Here is a 17,953-nt window from a genome sequence, read left to right as displayed (position 1 = left end):
TCTACGGTGCAGCACGCTGTCCATCAGGCTCGGGCCACGCCTGTACGGAGATCGCTGTGGTCACTCGAGAAGCCCGTCGCGTCGCAGGCCCCGTCGGCCTGTTCCTCCTCGTCCTGGCCGTGGTGCTGGCGCCCCTCGCGCCGGCGTCCGCCGCGCCAGGTGATCCGGGGACCATCACCGGTGTCGTGCGAGGGCCGGACAGCCAGCCGCTGGCAGGCGCGACCGTCACGCTCTACGACGACGCGCAGGTGCCGACCGGCACGACGCGGCTCACCGGACCCACCGGGGCCTTCGAGTTCACCGGGCTGTCCGGTGAGTACTACGTCGGTGCCGCCAAGACCGGGGTCGGCGCCGTCTTCTACGACGGCGCGACCTCACTGGCCGACGCGTCGCCGCTGTTCCCCGACGAGTTCTTCGGTGAGGACGTCGTCCTCCAGATGCCGCAGCCGCCTGTGATCACCGGCACGGTGACCGGCCCGGCAGGAGCGATCAACGGCGCGTCCGTCACCGCCTACGAGTACGACGCGTCCGACGACTTCTGGTCGGCCGCCGACTTCGCCGACACGGACGCCGCCGGCCACTACGCGTTCGCCGGGCTCGCGCCCAAGGCCTACCGGTTGCGCTTCAGCGCGGCCGGCCACACCGCCGAGTACTGGAACAACAAGACGTCCCTCTCCACCGCCGACGACGTGGTCGTGGCCGCCGGTGCCGTGCAGCAGGCCGACGCCACGCTCGCAGGGCTGACGGCCGTGTCCGGCCGGGTCACCGGGACGGGCGGGGCCAACCTCGCCAACGTGAGCGTGACCGCCGAGCAGCAGGTGACCGACGAGTTCGGTGACACCTACTGGGACCAGGTTGGCTTCGCCACCACCGCGGCCGACGGCACCTACACGCTGCGGGTGCCGGCGGGAGCCACCCGCATCCAGTTCGAGGCGAACGGCTACCTCTCCGAGTACTACGACGACGCCCTCGACGCCGCGAACGCGCAGCTGGTCCAGGTGGCGCAGGCCCCGATCGCGAACATCAACGCAGCGCTCACCGTGGGCGGCAAGATCAGCGGCGTCGTCCGCAACGCCGGCAACGTCGGGATCCCGAGCGTGTCGGTCACGGCCTACCGCCTCGTCGGCGGTCAGTGGCAGTCCGTGGGCAGCGGCTTCACCGACAACGCCGGCGCCTACACCGTCGACGGCCTGCGCACCGGCACCTACCGGGTGGGGTTCGCGACCTTCGGTGCCGGTGGCTACCTGCCCGAGTACTACCAGGACAAGGACACCCTCGAGACCGCCACCGACGTGGCGGTCAGCCAGGGGGCGACCGCCACCGCCAACGCCGTCCTCGACGTCGGCGGCCAGATCTCGGGCACCGTCACGGGTCCCTCCGGTCCGGTCGCCGGTGCGGACGTCGTCCTCTACGCCCCGAGCCGGTTCTCGTCCGCTGGCTGGACCTTCAGGGACTCCGCGACCACCGCGGCGGGAGGTGCCTACTCGTTCGGCGGCCTGGGCCCCGGCGGCTACCGCGTGTGCGTCGACTCGGCCACCGGCCTGGCGCCCGAGTGCTGGAACGACAAGCCCGAGGTGTTCCTGGCGGACACGATCACGGCGGCCAAGAACAGCACCACCACCGCGAGCTTTGCGCTCGTGGCGGCACGCAAGATCACCGGCACGGTGACGTCGCGCGCTGGCGGGGCGCTCAGCAGCCCGTCGGTGCAGGTCTCCCGCAAGCTCACCGGCCCGGACGGCAGCTACTGGGAGTCCGTAGCGTCCGCGACCCCTGGTGCGGGCGGGGCCTACTCCGTGGACGTGGCACCGGGCACCTACCGCGTGTCCGCCTCGGCGAACGAGCACCAGACGCGCTCCTACACCGAGCCGGCCACCTCGACCCGACCCGCGCGGATCGTCGTCGCGGCCGGCGCGGACCAAGCGGGCAAGGACATCGCCCTCGACCGCTACGGCCGGATCAGCGGCACCGTGAACGGACCGTCGGGCGCCCTGACCGGCGCCACCGTGCGGGTCTACCGGTGGTCGAACCCGAGCTTCGTGCAGGCGGGCTCCGTGCAGACGACCGCCGGCGGGGCGTACACCGTGACCGGGCTCAACGCCGGCAACTACCGCGTCGGCTTCGCGGCGCCTGGGATGACGGCGGAGTTCAACCTCGACAAGGCGGACGTCGAGCTCGCCGACGACGTCCCGGTGGCGCTGAACGGCACCGCGACCGTCAACGCCACCCTGGCCTCCAACCAGCGCACGCTCTCCGGCACGGTCACCGCAGCTGCAGGCGGAGCGGCCATCGCCGATGCCGCCGTGCGCGTCGAGCGTCGCGTGCAGACCCAGGACGACGTCCGCTGGCGCACCGTCGCCGACCTGACCACGGCGGCCGACGGCTCGTGGAGCACCACGGCACCCGACGGCACCTACCGGATCCGCTTCTCCCGGAGGGGCTACCTCGCTCAGTGGTACTCCGGCGCCTCGACCGAGTCCGCGGCCACCCTCGTCGTCGTGAACGGCAGCAACCGCACGGGCCTGAACGCCGCACTGGCGCGGGCCGGAACGATCAGCGGCACCGTCACCGGGCCGGCAGGACCGGTCACCGACGCGTACGTCACCGTCTACCGCGAGGTCGCCCCGGGCGACTTCGAGGACGTGGACTACGCCTCGACGAGCGCGACCGGCGCATGGTCCGTGGACTCGCTCGCCCCGGGCACCTACGTCGTCGAGATCGCCGCCGACCGGTTCGTGACGGAGTACTGGAACGACAAGCCCACGTTGGCGGCAGCGGACCGCATCCTCATCGGCACCGGCAGCACGGCCACCGCCAACGCCGCGCTGGCGGCCGCGCGCACGATCTCCGGGACGGTCACCGGACCCACCGGCACACCCCTGGCCGACGCCGACGTCACCGTCGAGGGCAGGTACGACGACGGTGAGGGCGGCTTCTACTGGGACTACTACACGGGCGCGACCACATCGGCGACAGGCACCTGGACGACGTACGTGCCGCCGGGGACGTACCGGGTCGAGTTCCAGCGGAGCGGCCATCTCACCGAGTGGTGGAACGACGCGGCCAGCGCCGCCGCCGCCCAGTCCGTGGTGGTCTCCAACGCCGATGTCGGATCGATCAACGCCCAGCTCGCCGCAGCAGCGGTCCTCAGGGGGCGCGTCTCCGGACCGGACGGGCCAGTGTTCGGCCAGGTGAGGGTCTACCCCTCGAGCGCGACGGACCTCGCATCTGCGCCGGTCCTGGCCACRGACTTCACCGACTCCAACGGCGACTACGTGATCGACACCCTGCCTCCCGGCAGCTACAAGGTCCGCTTCGAGTCGTCGAGGCTGATCCCCGAGTTCAACCTCGACAAGCCGGACCTCGCCACGGCTAACGCCGTCACCCTGTCGACGGCGGCGCCCGTGACTGTGGACGCGACCCTGGCGAGGGGCCGCGCGATCACGGGCACGGTCACCGGCGTCGGCGGTCCCGTCGACACCGCGAGCGTGGCGTTCTACCAGCTGCAGCCGGGCGGCAGCTACACCTTCGTCGACTCCGACAACACGGACGCCGACGGCGTCTACCGCGGCTACCTGCCGGCCGGGACCTACAAGGTCAACATCTCGGCGTACGACAACCGGGTCTCGGAGTGGTGGAACAACGCAGCCACGCAGGCGGCCGCCAGCACGGTCGTCCTCGGGACGGCGTCCGACGTCACCGGGGTCGACGCGGTCCTCGACGATGCCGCCACCGTCACGGGCACCGTCACCTTCCCGCAGCGACTCTCCGGCTGGGACGACCGGATCGTGGTCCGGGACGCCACCACCGGTGCGTTCGCGGGCAGCGCAGCGGTGAACGCCCACACCAACGCCTACACCGTGACCGGCCTGGTGCCCGGCACGTACCGCGCCGAGTTCGCCCGCGACCCCGGCTACGACGTCGCCGAGGCGCAGTTCTACAACGGCAGGGCCGAGCACCTGGGCGTCGGCTCGTCACAGACCTTCACCCTCGCTGCCGCCGCCACCCAGATGGGCGTCAGCGCGGTCCTGGTAGAAGGCGGCCGGCTCACCGGTCGGGTGCGGGACACCTCGTCGAACCCCATCGCCGGCTGTGTCGTGACGGCCTACTCCGGCGACGGGTCGCGGGTCTCGCGCCAGTCCCGTCCCTCGGGTGCCGACGGCACCTACGTCGTGCCCGGCCTCACCACCGGGGACTACCTGCTCCGGGTGCTCGGGGGCGGCTGCGGGGGCACCACGGCGTACTACGACGGCGCGGGGACCCTCTCGCCGTCGGCCGGTAGTGCCGTCCCTGTGCCGGCGACCCGGGCGACCAGCACGGCCGTCCCGAACGACCTGGTCGTCGGTCCGCCCGACGCGCCGCCGATGGTCAACAACGCCCTGCCGACCATCAACGACACCACCCCGGACGTGGGCCAGGCGCTCACGGCGACCCCCGGCTCCTGGACGCCGTCCGACGGCACCTACGCCTACCAGTGGCTGGCCGGCGGCAGCCCCATCGCCGGCGCGACGACGAGCAGCTACACCGTGGTCGCAGGTGACGTCGGCAGGACGATCGCGGTGCGCGTGACCGCGTCCAGGGCGGGCTTCACCAGTGCGAGCGTCACGTCGGCGGCCACCTCGGCGGTGCCTGCGCCGCCCACGATGACCAACACGGCGCCGCCGACCATCAGCGACACGACGCCGGCGGTGGCCCAGTCACTCACCGCGACGCCCGGGACGTGGAACCCCTCGGACGGCAGCTACGCCTACCAGTGGCTGGCCGGCGGCACGCCCATCGCGGGTGCCACCACGTCGGCGTACGTCGTGGCGGCAGGCGACCTGGGCAAGGTCCTGTCGGTGCGGGTCACCGCCACGAAGGCGGGCTTCGTGACCGCAAGTGCCACCTCGGCCACCACCGCCGCCGTCGCCCCGCAGCCCCAGGTGAGCAACACCGCGCTGCCGACCGTCAGCGGCACCTCCCCCGAGGTCGGCCAGGTGCTGACCGCCGGTGACGGCACGTGGACCCCCGACGGCGTCTCGTTCGCCTACCAGTGGCGATCGGACGGCGCCGACATCACCGGGGCAACGTCGAAGACGTACCAGGTCCCGCTGGGGCAGCTCGGCAAGAAGCTGTCGGTGCGGGTCACCGCGACGAAGGCCGAGCACCTCACCGGTTCCGCCACCTCGGCCGAGACGACGGCGGTCGCGGCCGCGACCACCCCGTTCATCAGCAGCACCGGGAAGCCGGCCGTCGACGACACGACCCCGGTGGTGGGCCAGACCCTGACCGCGTCCGACGGCACCTGGTCGGAGGCGGGTGGCCTGACGTTCACCTACCAGTGGCTCGCGGACAACGCCGCCATCGGGGGCGCCACCGCGAGGACGTACGTCGTGGGGGCGGCGCAGGAGGGCGCCAAGCTCTCGGTGCAGGTGACGGCCACCAAGGCCGGCTTCACCCCAGGGGTCGCCACGTCCGACCAGACCTCGGCAGTGGGACCACGGCCGACGATCGCCAACACGGTCCTCCCGGTCGTCAGTGACAGCACGCCGACCGTCGGCGAGGCGGTGACGGCGACGAGCGGCACGTGGACGCCGTCCGACGGGAGCTACGCCCACCAGTGGCTCGCCGACGGATCGGTGATCGCGGGCGCGACGACCAGCAGCTACACGCCGGTCGCCGGTGACGTCGGGAAGAAGCTGTCGGTGCGGGTGACCGCGTCGAAGACCGGATGGACGGGTGCCACCGCGACCTCGACGGAGACCGCTGCCGTGGCCGCGCTGGTGATTCCGCCGCCGCCCCCGCCGCCCCCCGCGCCGACGCCGACCCCCACGCCGACCCCCACCCCGACGCCGGTCCCGCCGCCCGCGCCGACCGCGATCACGTGCCCGACTCCCAAGGCGAGCGGCACCTTCAAGGTCGGCAAGACGGTCAAGGCCGTCATCGGGGCCGTCTCTCCGGTCGGCGTCACGGTGAAGTACCAGTGGCTGCGCAACGGAAAGGCCATCAAGAAGGCGACGAAGGCGTCCTACAAGCTGACCGCCAAGGACAAGGGCACGAAGGTCAGCGTGAAGGTGACCTACAGCAAGGCCGGCCTCACCACGGTCGTCAAGACGTCGGCGGCCAAGAAGGTGAAGTAGCGCCTGGCGCCGCCCCGGGCACCGGGGCGGCGCGCCGGCTCAACCCTGCGGGACCCCGGGCGCCGGCGTCCGCCTGCCCATGATCCAGCGGTCGAAGAACGCCGACAGCTCGCGCCCGGTCTCCTTCTCCCAGTGGTCGTAGAGCTGCTCACGCGACACCGAGGTGTTGTCGCGGTCGGCCAACCACGAGCGGGCGATGGCGTAGAACTCGTCGTCGCCGAGGTCCTGGCGCAGCTCGTTCCACATCAGCGCGGGCGTGTAGTAGATGTTGGAGCTGCCGAACTGGCGCGGGTCGTAGGCGCCCGGCGGCCCGAAGTCGTCGCGCAGCTGCTGGTCGGCGGAGCGGGCGAGCCGCACGTTCTGGCGCAGCGGCCGGAGGCCGTGCTCGTCCTCGTAGACCCACTGCAGCAGCATCGTCATGCCCTCGTTGAGCCAGACGTCGCGCCAGTCCGCCGGCGAGACCTGGTCGCCGTACCACTGGTGGACGATCTCGTGCGCGACGACCTGCGGCGAGAAGACGTAGTCGTTGGTGCCGAGCGTGACCATCGTCTGGGTCTCCATCGCGCTCTGCGAGTCGGTGACGACGAGGCCGAGGGAGTCGAACGGGTAGTCGCCGAGCCGGGTCTCGACCCAGTCGACGGTCGCGGCCGCGGTCTTGATCGAGTCGAGCGGACGCTTCATGCCGCGAGGCGTCCAGTAGTCCACCCGCAGCCCGCCGTCGGAGGTGTTGCTGCTGTGGACGTAGTCGCCGATCGCGAGCGTGATGAGGTACGACGACGCCGGCTCGTCGAGCTGCCACGACGTGGTCGTGCCCCGCGCGTCGCTCGTGAACTCCGTGAGCTCGCCGTTGGAGATGCCGGTCCACTCCGCCGGGGCGTGGACGGTGATGTCGTAGAGCGCCTTGTCGGACGGCTGGTCGTTGACGGGGTACCAGGTGTAGGCGCCGTAGGGCTCCTGCATCGTCCACACCTCGCCCTTGCGGGTCACCGTGAAGCCGGTCGTGCTGAAGTCGCTGCGCGTGGTCGGGGCGGGGGCGGGCTCCGGAGTGCCGACGTAGTCGAGGCTCAGCTCGTAGCGCTCGTCCTCCTCGATCGGCGCCCGCAGCACGAGGTCCTTGCCGCGCCGGGCGAAGGGGATCGGCTCGCCGTCGAGGGCGACCTCGCCGACGGTGAGGCCCGGCCCGAGGTCGAGCTGGAAGCGCCGCGCCGTGCGGGCCGCACGGAAGGTGATGACCGCCGCGCCGGTGAGGTGCTCGGCGTCGGGCTCCCAGGTCAGGTCGAGCTCGTAGTGCAGGGCGTCGACGCGCGGGTCGCCGACAGCGGGGTAGACGCTGTCCTCGCGCGGCGCCGACACCGCGAGGTCGAGGTCGGGCTCCTCCGGGTCGCTCACCACCGGTCCGGGGGCGGGGCCGTCCGACCCCTGGTCGTCGGGTGCCTCGCCGGTGGCCGCCTCGCTCTCCGGCGACGCCGCGGCGGAGGGCGGGTCCTGCCGCTCGTCGGGAGCGGCATCCTCACCGGAGCACGCAGCCAGGACGGAGAGGGACAGGGCCGCCGCCAGCACCCCGCGGACGCGGTGGTGCGTCACCGCTCACCACGCAGCAGCGGCCGGGCGAGCTTGCGGCCGTGGTGGATCTGCGCCTTGACGGTGCCGAGCGGTGCGTCGACGAGCGTCGCGATCTCGTCGTACGGCAGGCCGTAGACGTCGCGCAGCAGCAGCGGCTCGACGAACTGCGGGTGCTCCTTCTCGATCGTCTCCATCGCCTCGAGCAGGTCGAGCCGGGTGCCCGCGATCACGCTGGTGGTGCGGGGGTCGGGACGGTCGTGCGAGCCGTCCTCGAAGTCGGTCGGCGTGGCGAGGTTCTTCAGTCGGCGGTACGTCGTGCGCGCGCTGTTGACCGACACGATGTGCAGCCAGGTGGTGAAGCGGCCGCGCCCGCCCCACGACGCGATCTTGGTGGCGACGTTGAGCATCGCCTCCTGGCAGGCGTCCTCGGCGTCGCCCGAGTAGGGCAGCACCCCGCGGCAGATGTTGAGCACCCGCGGGCGCACCGCGGTGAGCAGCAGCTCCAGCGCGTCACGGTCGCCGTCCTGGGCGCGTCGCGCGAGCTCGTCGATGTCGTCCGGCGCCAACGCGTCGCCCGGGTCCCCCGAATAGTCCACCCCTGCACGATAATGCCCGGGTGTCCGCTCCCTCTCGTCTCGGTCGTTACCCGGTGCGCCGTCGCATCGGGTCGGGAGCGTTCGCGACGGTCTGGCTCGCCTACGACGAGCACCTCGACAGCCCGGTCGCCATCAAGGTCCTCGCGGACAACTGGACCGACGACCACCACATCCGGCAGCGCTTCCTCGAGGAGGGCCGCTTCCTCCGCAAGGTGGAGTCGCCCCACGTCGTGACCGTCTACGACGCCGGCGAGCTGGAGGACGAGCGCCCCTACCTCGTGATGGCGTACGCCGACCAGGGCACGCTGGCCGACCTGATCGAGCTCTCGCCGCTGACGCGGTCGCAGGCGGTGTCGGTGATCACCCAGGTCGGTCGTGGGCTCACCGCCCTCCACGACCGCGGCGTGCTGCACCGCGACGTGAAGCCCGCCAACGTGCTGTTCCGCACGGTGGAGAACGGACGCGGCGCACACATCGTGGCGATGCTCGGCGACCTCGGCCTCGGCAAGGCGATGGACATGTCATCGCGCCTCACCATGGCTGGCGGCACCCCGTCCTACGTGGCCCCCGAGCAGGCCCTCGGCGAGGGGCTGGACCCGCGCGCCGACCAGTTCTCGCTCGCCGCCCTGAGCTACCACCTGCTGACCGGTCGCCGGCCCTACTCCCACGCGAGCCTCGTGGCCGCCGAGAACCCCGCTCCGCCCGAGCCGATGGGGATCGACGAGCCCGCCGTCGAGGAGGTGGTCCTCCGCGGTCTCGCCAAGGACCGCGAGGACCGGTTCCCCGACGTCGCGGCGTTCACCGCTGCCCTCGTGGAGGCCGTGGGCGAGCCGGTGGACGAGACGCCGGCGGCCCGGATCCCGGCCGACCCCGACCTGACCCGCGCCGCTGCCAGCACCGAGGCGACCGGGGTGGCGGGCGACCAGCCGCCAGGTCCCCGCTCACGCCGTCGTCGATGGCCGTGGATCGCGGCCGCCGTCCTGGCCCTGACCACAGGAACCGGCGCCGGCTGGGCGTTCGAGCGCTCCGGGACCTCCGAGCGCACGGTCGAGGACGTGACCGGCACGGTCTTCGTCACCGTGCCGCCGTCCTGGGCCCGCCAGGTGGACCCCGAGCAGTGGGTCCCGTTCGAGGACCGGCCCGAGCAGGCCGCCCTCGCAGCCGGCACCCGCTCGGGGTGGAACTCCGACGACGACCCCGGCGAGGGTGTCTTCGTCGGCGTCCTGCCAGGCGACCGGCTGCCGTCCCGCGTGCCTGGCCACCCTGAGTGCTCGGTCCAGCGCGGCCCCTACTTCGACGAGAAGGAGGGCGACGACATCATGACGGTCTTCTTCAGCGGGTGCCCCGGCGTCGACTTCATGGTCGAGCGCATCATCCGGGTCAACCAGAACCAGCTGCTCTGGATCCAGATCCGCGCCGACGACAGCCCGACCGCCAGGCGGGTGCTCGACTCCGTGCGGGCTTCCGGCGTCTGAGGCGCAGTTCAGCCGAGCCGGATGCCCGACCCGACCCTGGCGATCAGGTCCGCCATCCCGGGGTCGTCGCGTTCACGTCCGGTGACGGCGATCTCCACCTGGGCGTTGTCGGAACCCGTCAGGTCGAGCCACCGCAGGTAGCCGTGACGCAGGTGGTTCGACGTGATGAAGGAGAAGTGCAGGCTGTCGTTGGTCTGGTCGAGGACCTCGACGTTGCTCTCGTCCTCGCGGAGCTCGTCGATCCGTCGGTCGAGCGTCCACTCGATCGACCGGCGGTTGCTCAGCACCTGCTCCACCCGCAGGACGTAACCGAAGTCCGGCTGGCCGGGCGGTCGCCACTGCCACTCGTTCAGGGAGTTCTCGGAGAAGGTCCAGCCCTTCGGGACCGGCAAGGTCATCCGGAAGTCGCCGGCACCGACCGACTGGGACACCAGCGGGACCCCCGCCTCCAGCGGCGGGGTGCGGGGATCTGGCAGCACCTCGGGAACGGGGTCGACCGGCAGGCTGGGCGAGGCGGGCACCGGTGCGGCCGAGCCGCCCCCCGACGGGTTCTCGCCCAGGACCCAGGACGCGCCGAACCCCGCCGCGACCCCGATGGCGAGCAGCAGCGCGAGCACTGCCGTCCCCCGCCAGTTCACGGGCGCCAACCTAGTCCGTGGGGGTGTGCTCAGCCGACAGGCCCGCCGCCGGCCCCCTGCATGCCCTCGGCCACTCGGCGGATGAGGTCGCGCGTGCCGGGGACGTCCTTCTCGCGGCCGTGCACGACGATCTCCACGTCGGCCTGGCCGCTGGCGTCGAGGTCGAGCCACCGCATGAAGCTGTGGCGGGCGTTGCCCTCGTTGCTGCGGTAGGTGTACTCGAGCGTCTCGGCACCGCGGTCGACGATGACCACGTCGTCCTGCTCGGCGCGCAGCCGCTCGATGCGGATGTTGATCGCGTCCTCGATCGTGATGTCCTGGCTGTTGATCTGCTCGATCCGCATCACGTAGGTGTTGTTGGACGTGCCCGGCTTCTTCCACTTCCACTCGTTGCTCGCGTTGGCGTTGGTGCTCCACCCGACGGGCGCGGGGAAGGTGATCTCGAACTTGCCGGTTCCGACCTTCTGCGGGGCCATCGCGATGTCGGGCTCGAGCGGGGGGTCGGTCGGATCGGGGGCGGGTGGCTGCGGTGCCTCGACCGGCATCTCCGGGGCCTGCGCTGGCACCGGGGCGGGGACGCCCGACCCGATGGAGCCGTCGCGGCTCTGTGCGGACGCGGCGTAGCCGCCCCCGACACCGATCGCCAGGAGCGCGACCAGTGCTGCAGGCCCCCGCCACTTCACGGCGCCATCATGACAGCCGGCCGGGTGGTCTGGTCCAGGGAGCCGCCCGGGTGCGGCCGGGGCTGCCCGGGCGCACCATCGGGAGATGGGCTCCCGGTGGGCGTTGCGGGCGGGCCGCGCGTTCGACGGGGCGCGGTTCCTGCCGGACGGCGCGACGGTGGTCATCGAGGGTGACCGGGTCGTCGGCGTCGAGGCCGCCGCCTTCCGCCCGCCGGACGACGTACCCGTCACGGACGTCGACGGCACCCTCCTGCCCGGGCTGGTCGACTGCCACGTCCACCTCGTCGCGTCGGGAGCGTTCCCCGGCACGCCCGGGAGCCTCGAGTGGGCCGGCACGGCCGCCCCGGCGGCGGTGGACGAGGTGGTGACGGCCGGCCTGCGAGCGCAGGTCACGGCAGGGGTGACCAGCGTCCGCGACCTCGGCGACGCCGGCTACCGCGTGCTGGAGCACCGCGGACGGGAGGGCGAGGGGCTGCCGCGGGTGGTGGCTGCCGGTCCACCGATCACGATCCCGCTCGGGCACTGCTGGTTCCTCGGCGGTGACGTCGACCCGGACGACCCCGCCACGGTGGACCGCGCAGTGGCGGAGCGGGTGGAGCGCGGCGTCGACATCGTCAAGGTGATGGCGAGCGGCGGCTTCCTGACGCCCGGCAGCGACATGCTCGGCGCCCAGTTCGACGTCGCCCCGCTGCGCCGGCTGGTGGGTGCCGCCCACGCGGCCGGCCTCCGGGTCGTCGCGCACGCCCACTCGGTCACCGGGGCGGAGGTCGCGACCGACGCCGGGGTCGACGGGATCGAGCACTTCACGTGCATGAGCGAGGGCGGGGCCGGCCCACCTCCCGACCTGCTCGCCCGCGTCTCGGACGCGGGTGTCACCGTCTGCCCGACCCTGGGCAACGACCCGGCGCGGTTCCCGCCGGAGTCGGCCATGCCGCCGCACGTCCTCGAGATGCTCCAGCGGATCGGCATCACCGACCGCGACGAGCACTTCGCGCGGGTCGCCGCCAACTCCGTGCGCCTGCGCGAGCACGGCATCCGCGTCATCTCCGGGCTCGACGCCGGAGCGATGCCGGCGAAGCGCCACGGCGAGCTGTGGCGTGCGGTCGCCGAGCTGGTGCGGGGCGGGTGGCCGGTGGACGAGGCGCTCGCGACCGCCACCTCGGTGGCAGCCGACGACTGCGGCATCGACGCCGGTCGTCTGGCGACCGGCCGGCTCGCCGACCTGCTCGTCGTCGACGGCGACCTTGCCGCCGACGTGACCGCGCTCTCCCGACCGCTCGCGGTGTGGGTGGGCGGGGTCGCGGTCGAGCGGTGAGCCCCACCTCCTACGGTGGCCTCGTGCTGATCCGCAACGCCCGCCTCGTCGCCGTCACCGAGGCCGTCCCGGGACTTCTCGACGTACGCCTCGACGGGGGCCGGGTGGTCGAGGTCGGAGCGTCGCTGAGCGGCGACGAGACGTCGTACGACGCGGCCGGGCGCTGGCTGATGCCCGGGCTCTGGGACCAGCACGTGCACCTCGGCCAGTGGACGCTCGCGTCCGCGCGGCTCGACCTCGGCCCCGCCCGGTCGAGCGCCGAGGCCGTCGCGCTCGTGCGCGCGCGGCTGGAGGAGTGGCCCGACCTGCCCGTCATCGGGTGGGGGCACCGGCCGACCGCGTGGCCCGACAACCCCACGGTCTCCGACCTCGACGCCATCGGGACCGACCTGCCGATCGTGCTCATCGCCGGCGACGGCCACCACGGCTGGCTCAACACGATCGCGCTCCACGCGCTCGCCCTGCCGATCCGCGACAGCGTCGTGAGCGAGGCCGAGTGGTTCATGGCCTACGGCCGGCTCTCGTCCGTGCTGGGCCAGGACGGCACCGGCCCCGACGCCTACCGACGCTCGATGGAGGCCGCGGCGGCGCAGGGCGTCGTGGGGCTCGTCGACCTCGAGTTCAGCGGCGGCGTCGCCGACTGGGCCGCGCGGTGGGCCGGCGGCGCCGACCTGCTGCGGATCCGTCACGCCTGTTACGCCGACGGGCTCGACGACGTGCTCGCCCGCGGCCTGCGCTCCGGCGACCCGCTCGCCGACGACCCGCGCCTGACGATGGGGCCGCTCAAGATCATCAGCGACGGCTCGCTCAACACCCGGACCGCGTGGTGCTGCGAGCCCTACGCGGAGAAGGCCGTCCCCGGGTTCGAGGAGGGCCAGCCCAACCAGAGCCCGGACGAGCTGCGGGCGCTGCTGACCCGCGCCGCGGCCGGCGGGCTCGAGGTCGCCGTGCACGCCATCGGCGACCGCGCGGTCACCGAGGCGCTCGCCGCCTTCGAGGACACCGGCGCCCGCGGCGGCATCGAGCACGTGCAGCTCACCACGCGTGACGACGTACGCCGCATGGCGCGCCTCCGTGTGCGCGCCAGTGTGCAGCCTGCGCACCTCCTCGACGACCGTGACGTCACCGAGCGGCTCTGGCCGGGCCGCGCGGAGCGCTGCTTCCCGCTGCGGTGGATGCTCGACGACGGCGTCGACGTCGTCCTCGGCTCCGACGCCCCGGTCTCCCCGCTCGACCCGTGGCTCGCCATCGCCAGCGCGGTCCACCGCTCCGGCGACGACCGCGAGCCGTGGCACCCCGAGCAGTCGATCACCGCCCGCGAGGCGCTCGCCRCCTCGACCGACGGCTGGGGCACGGTCGCGGTCGGGCACCACGCCGACCTGGCGCTCCTCGACGCCGACCCCCTCGACGGGGCGTCGGACCGCGACCACGCCCGGCGGCTGCGGTCCTTCGCCGACCACGTCGTCGAGACCTGGGTCGCGGGCGAGACGGCGTACGCCCGCCCCTGAGCGGTGCCCCACCCACCTGCCACGGGTCAGGAATGTGGCTGGCGCACCGCCACCGCGCGCGCCGCGGCCGACGCGCCGGCTGAGCGGTGCGTGAGCCACGTCTGCATGCTCAGGAATGTGGCTGGGCCACCGCTCGAGGGCGGTCAGGCCAGCGCGAGGGTGGCGTCGAGCACGAAGGCCGGGTCCTCGAGCCGGTCGCCGTAGATCTCCCGGAGCTGGCCGACGCGATAGCGGACGGTCTGGGCGTGGACGAACAGCTCCTCGGCCACCGCGTCACGGCGGCCGTGGTTGAGCAGCCAGCTGCGGAGGGTGTCGGTCAGCTTCTCGGCGGTCGAGGGGCGCAGGTCGGCGAGGGGTGCGAGCACCCGCGCGCGCAGGTCGTCCCGGGCGGATGCGTCGGCGGCCAGCACCAGCGAGGCGAGGTGCTCGTCGGAGTCGACGAGCCCGTCGAGGCCGAGCGACGCGCAGCGCAGGGCGCGACGATAGGACGCAGCTGCCTCCAGCCAGGGGACGGCGGGGCCGACGACCGCGTCGGTGCCGCGCAAGGCACGGAGCAGCGTACGACGCGCGGTGGCGGAGCCGGTGCCGGGCACGAGCAGCGAGGCGTGGCCCTCCGGCAGCCCCGGGACGTCGTCGCTCGGCTGGAGCGTGCCCGGGTCGAGGGCGGTGACGGCGTGCGAGACCTGCGACTCCGGCAGCACGAGCGCGGTCAGCGCACCAGGCGGCTCCCAGTCGGCCCGCTCGGCAGCGGCGTTGGTCGCGTCGGCGGGCGCGCCGGTGAGCAGGGCCCGCGCCAGCCGCTCGAGGTTGCGCTGCCGGACGCGCCCGCTGCTCTCCAGCTCGTCGGTGTGCCCGGCGACCGAGGCCGCCGACAGCTCGTCGATGTAGGCGAACACCAGCTCGGCGAACTTCGCGAGCTGGCCCGCGTCGACCCCGGCCTCCACGGCCACGCCGGACATGTCGCGCCACGAGGCGCGGGCGCCGATCCGGTAGGCCGCGAGCAGCGCCTCGGCCGTACGACCGCTGCGCGCCTCGCCGCGGCCGAGCTGGTAGGCGCCCTCGATGGCCGGCGCCTTCGGGGCGTCGGCGTCCTGACGGGTGGCGAGCGTGAGGAAGCCGCCGAGCGCCAGCTGCACCGCGTTGCGGATCACCTCGCCCATCCGCCCACTCCAGGCGCCCGCATAGCTGGGCACCTCGTCGATGATGGTCAGCACCGCGCTGTCGGCGACCTCCGCGAGGTGGGACCGCAGCGCGGCGGCCACCTTCGGGTCCAGCCCGACGATGGTCTGTATTTGTGTGGTCGGGCGCACAGGGCGAGTGACCATCGGGACTCCTGAGGTCTGTTTTGTTCGCGACGAACAAGAGTCTAGCCGCGATTCACGTGGGGAGAGCAGGAAGAACGGGCCGACATCGGGGAGATTGGATGCCATGACCACGACTCTCGAGCCGCCTGCCCGCGGCAGTGCCCGGAGCCGTCGACTGGGCGACCACCTCGTCCGCGTCGCCGAGGCCGCCACCACGCCCTACCTGCCGGCCGACTTCATGGACCTCTTCGCGCCCCTGCGCTCCGGCGCCGACCTGCGCGGACGGATCGAGTCGGTGCACCCCGAGACCGCCGACGCCGCGACCATCGTGATCCGCCCCGGTGCCGACTGGGCCGGCCACGTGCCCGGCCAGTACCTCCGCATCGGCATCGACGTCGACGGCGTACGCCAGTGGCGGGCCTACTCGCTCACTCACGGCCCGCGCCGCGACGGCCGCATCTCGATCACCGTCAAGGCCGTCCCCGACGGCCTGGTCAGCAACCACCTCGTCCACGAGGCGCGACCCGGCACCCTGGTCCACCTCGAGCAGGCGGCCGGTGAGTTCGTGCTTCCGCCTGAGGGCGGCAAGTTCCTCATGGTCACCGCCGGGTCCGGCATCACGCCGGTGATCGGCATGCTGCGCAACCTCTTCCCGAGCACCGACGAGGGCGTGCTCCGTCCGGACCGCAGCGCCGACCACGACATCGTGGTCGTCCACGTCGCGCCCAGCCACCCCCACTCGATCTTCATCCGCGACCTCGAGGCGCTCGACGCCGCGGGCGCGATCCGCCTCGTGGCGCGCTACGACGACGAGCACGGCGTCCTCGACGTCGACCAGCTCGCCGACCTGGTCCCCGACCTCGCCGAGCGCCAGACCCTCGCCTGTGGCCCGGCCGGCCTGCTCGACGCCCTCGCCGCCCACCACGAGGCAGCCGGCATCACCCTGACCACCGAGCAGTTCCGCACCGCCCGCGTCGAGCCCGGCGACGGCGGCACCGTCACCTTCAGCTCGGGCACGACGCTCGACCTCGACGGGGCGACGCCCATCCTCGACGCCGCCGAGGACGCCGGGATGCTGATGCCGAGCGGCTGCCGCATGGGCATCTGCATGGGCTGCGTCATCCCGCTGCGCGAGGGCAGCGTGCGCGACCTCCGCAACGGCGCGATCACCACCGCCGTCCCCGGCGAGACCGGCGACCTCAAGGTGCAGACCTGCATCAACGCCGCCGCCGGCCCGTGCCACATCGACCACTGACGCCTGACCTCCAACACCCCTGAGGAGATCGACATGACCACGATCCAGAAGAAGGCCGTCCTCGGCCAGACCAACCCGATCGCGCACCTCACCGAGGCCGACATCGAGCAGATCGGCATCGAGCTCGACGCCATCCGCCAGGACATCCTCGACGACCGCGGCGCCGACGACGCGGCGTACATCCGGCGCGTCATCGATACCCAGCGCAAGATCGAGCTCGGCTCGCGTGCGGTCCTGCTCTTCAGCGCGTTCCCGCCGGCCTGGGTGCTCGGCACCGCCGGCCTGAGCATCTCCAAGATCCTCGACAACATGGAGATCGGCCACAACATCCTCCACGGCCAGTGGGACTGGATGCGCGACCCCAAGATCCACTCCTCGACCTGGGAGTGGGACATGGCCTCGCCCGCCGAGCAGTGGAAGCACAGCCACAACGAGCTCCACCACACCTACACCAACGTCATCGGCAAGGACAACGACCTCGGCTACGGCATCATGCGCGTCGACGAGGACCAGACCTGGACGCCCGCCTCCCTCGCCCAGCCGCTCTTCTGCTTCATCAACGCCGTGTTCTTCGAGTACGGCATCGCCGCCTACGACCTCGAGCTCGGCGCGGTGATCAAGAAGAAGCAGACCAAGGACCCCGAGTTCCGCCGCCGCGTGAAGGCCGTCCTCGGCAAGATCCGCAAGCAGGCCACCAAGGACTACGTCGTCCACCCGGTCCTGTCGATCCCCACCGGTTCCTTCGTCCCGACCCTCGCGGCCAACTTCACCGCCAACGTCGTGCGCAACCTCTGGTCCAACTCCGTCATCCTCTGCGGCCACTTCCCCGAGGGCGTCGAGACCTTTGAGAAGCGCTCCATCGAGGGCGAGAGCAAGGGCGAGTGGTACGTCCGGCAGATGCTCGGCAGCGCCAACATCTCCGGCTCGAAGTTCCTCCACCTGATGACCGGCAACCTCTCGCACCAGATCGAGCACCACCTCTTCCCCGACCTGCCGTCCAACCGCTACGGCGAGATCGCGCCCAAGGTGCAGGCCCTCTTCGAGAAGTACGACCTCACCTACTGCGCGCGGCCGATGCCCCAGCAGGTCGCGTCGGCCTGGCACAAGGTCATCCGGCTCTCGCTGCCCAACGGCTGGCTCGCGACGACGAACAAGAAGAACGCGCCGCAGCAGCTCGCCATCCTCTACAAGATGGCCACGGGCGATCGTCGTACGCGACGCCTGCTCGGCCGCAAGCTCGAGAGCGAGTCCCGGGCAGCCGCCTGACCCCTGCTTGGCTACCGCAATTCAGCTGGTCTGGACCTCGGTAGAAACACGGATGTATCAGAACGGCCGCAGGAGCATCCTTCTTGTCGTGAGCACTCGACATGGGGAGAACGAGATGACCACGAGCACCACCAGGGTGACCGGCACATCGGGCGTGGCCCGATGATCCGCATCGGCTCCGTGGGGGAGCCCGGGTACGACGTCAGCGCCGAGGCGCGGCCGTCGGTACCGCGG

General features: G+C 72.4%; 11 protein-coding genes. 6 read left to right on the top strand and 5 right to left on the bottom strand.

Annotated features, from left to right (window positions below; translation table 11 throughout):
- The first annotated feature begins 56 nt into the window (after window positions 1–56).
- Complete coding sequence (locus ACXJKB_RS00640) at window positions 57–6,116, top strand: carboxypeptidase regulatory-like domain-containing protein (protein ID WP_457184567.1); 6,060 nt, start codon at window positions 57–59, stop codon at window positions 6,114–6,116.
- A 39-nt stretch (window positions 6,117–6,155) separates the two neighbouring features.
- Here the strand turns inward: ACXJKB_RS00640 and ACXJKB_RS00635 are convergent, their stop codons facing one another.
- Together ACXJKB_RS00635 and ACXJKB_RS00630 are read right to left on the bottom strand one after the other, a co-directional pair.
- A complete protein-coding gene (locus ACXJKB_RS00635) occupies window positions 6,156–7,700 on the bottom strand; it encodes a M1 family metallopeptidase (protein ID WP_457184566.1) in 1,545 nt (514 codons plus the stop codon).
- Entirely contained in the window at window positions 7,697–8,275 is a 579-nt protein-coding gene (locus tag ACXJKB_RS00630) for an RNA polymerase sigma factor (RefSeq protein WP_457184565.1), read from the bottom strand. Before ACXJKB_RS00630 ends, ACXJKB_RS00635 begins: the two co-directional genes overlap by 4 nt.
- 20 nt (window positions 8,276–8,295) lie before the next feature.
- Here ACXJKB_RS00630 and ACXJKB_RS00625 point away from each other — a divergent pair, with 20 nt between their 5' ends.
- The gene (locus tag ACXJKB_RS00625) at window positions 8,296–9,750 is read left to right on the top strand and encodes a serine/threonine-protein kinase (RefSeq protein ID WP_457184564.1); all 1,455 of its coding nucleotides are present in this window, start codon (window positions 8,296–8,298) and stop codon (window positions 9,748–9,750) included.
- A gap of 8 nt (window positions 9,751–9,758) precedes the next feature.
- Here ACXJKB_RS00625 and ACXJKB_RS00620 read toward each other — a convergent pair whose 3' ends face one another.
- Window positions 9,759–10,388: a hypothetical protein gene (locus ACXJKB_RS00620; protein WP_457184563.1), complete on the bottom strand. Its 630-nt coding sequence runs from the start codon at window positions 10,386–10,388 to the stop codon at window positions 9,759–9,761.
- 29 nt (window positions 10,389–10,417) lie between these two features.
- Window positions 10,418–11,071: a hypothetical protein gene (locus ACXJKB_RS00615; protein WP_457184562.1), complete on the bottom strand. Its 654-nt coding sequence runs from the start codon at window positions 11,069–11,071 to the stop codon at window positions 10,418–10,420.
- A gap of 85 nt (window positions 11,072–11,156) precedes the next feature.
- On the opposite strand from ACXJKB_RS00615, the gene ACXJKB_RS00610 reads away from it, so the two are divergent.
- Both ACXJKB_RS00610 and ACXJKB_RS00605 read left to right on the top strand, forming a co-directional pair.
- On the top strand, window positions 11,157–12,386 hold the full coding sequence (locus ACXJKB_RS00610; protein ID WP_457184561.1) for an amidohydrolase family protein: 1,230 nt from the start codon (window positions 11,157–11,159) through the stop codon (window positions 12,384–12,386).
- On the top strand, window positions 12,383–13,894 hold the full coding sequence (locus tag ACXJKB_RS00605; RefSeq protein ID WP_457184560.1) for an amidohydrolase: 1,512 nt from the start codon (window positions 12,383–12,385) through the stop codon (window positions 13,892–13,894). The genes ACXJKB_RS00610 and ACXJKB_RS00605 overlap by 4 nt, the downstream gene beginning before the upstream one ends.
- A gap of 143 nt (window positions 13,895–14,037) precedes the next feature.
- Here the strand turns inward: ACXJKB_RS00605 and ACXJKB_RS00600 are convergent, their stop codons facing one another.
- A complete protein-coding gene (locus ACXJKB_RS00600; RefSeq protein WP_457184559.1) occupies window positions 14,038–15,219 on the bottom strand; it encodes a PucR family transcriptional regulator in 1,182 nt (393 codons plus the stop codon).
- 103 nt (window positions 15,220–15,322) lie between these two features.
- Here ACXJKB_RS00600 and ACXJKB_RS00595 point away from each other — a divergent pair, with 103 nt between their 5' ends.
- Window positions 15,323–16,453 carry a ferredoxin reductase gene (locus tag ACXJKB_RS00595; RefSeq protein ID WP_457184558.1) on the top strand — a complete coding sequence of 377 codons (1,131 nt, stop codon included), beginning with the start codon at window positions 15,323–15,325 and terminating at the stop codon, window positions 16,451–16,453.
- Between the two features lie 33 nt (window positions 16,454–16,486).
- On the top strand, window positions 16,487–17,719 hold the full coding sequence (locus ACXJKB_RS00590) for a fatty acid desaturase family protein (protein ID WP_457184557.1): 1,233 nt from the start codon (window positions 16,487–16,489) through the stop codon (window positions 17,717–17,719).
- Window positions 17,720–17,953 lie beyond the last annotated feature (234 nt).

The organism is Nocardioides sp. P5_E3 (assembly GCF_054049275.1).
The sequence above is the reverse complement of the archived record's forward strand: the minus strand, read 5'-3'. Positions and strand labels throughout refer to the sequence as shown.

Excerpts from the sequence above, each read along its gene's own strand:
- ACXJKB_RS00610 (WP_457184561.1), top strand. The coding sequence starts at position 11,157 with ATGGGCTCCCGGTGGGCGTTGCGGGCGGGCCGCGCGTTCGACGGGGCG.
- ACXJKB_RS00600 (WP_457184559.1), bottom strand. The coding sequence starts at position 15,219 with ATGGTCACTCGCCCTGTGCGCCCGACCACACAAATACAGACCATCGTC.
- ACXJKB_RS00595 (WP_457184558.1), top strand. The coding sequence starts at position 15,323 with ATGACCACGACTCTCGAGCCGCCTGCCCGCGGCAGTGCCCGGAGCCGT.
- ACXJKB_RS00590 (WP_457184557.1), top strand. The coding sequence starts at position 16,487 with ATGACCACGATCCAGAAGAAGGCCGTCCTCGGCCAGACCAACCCGATC.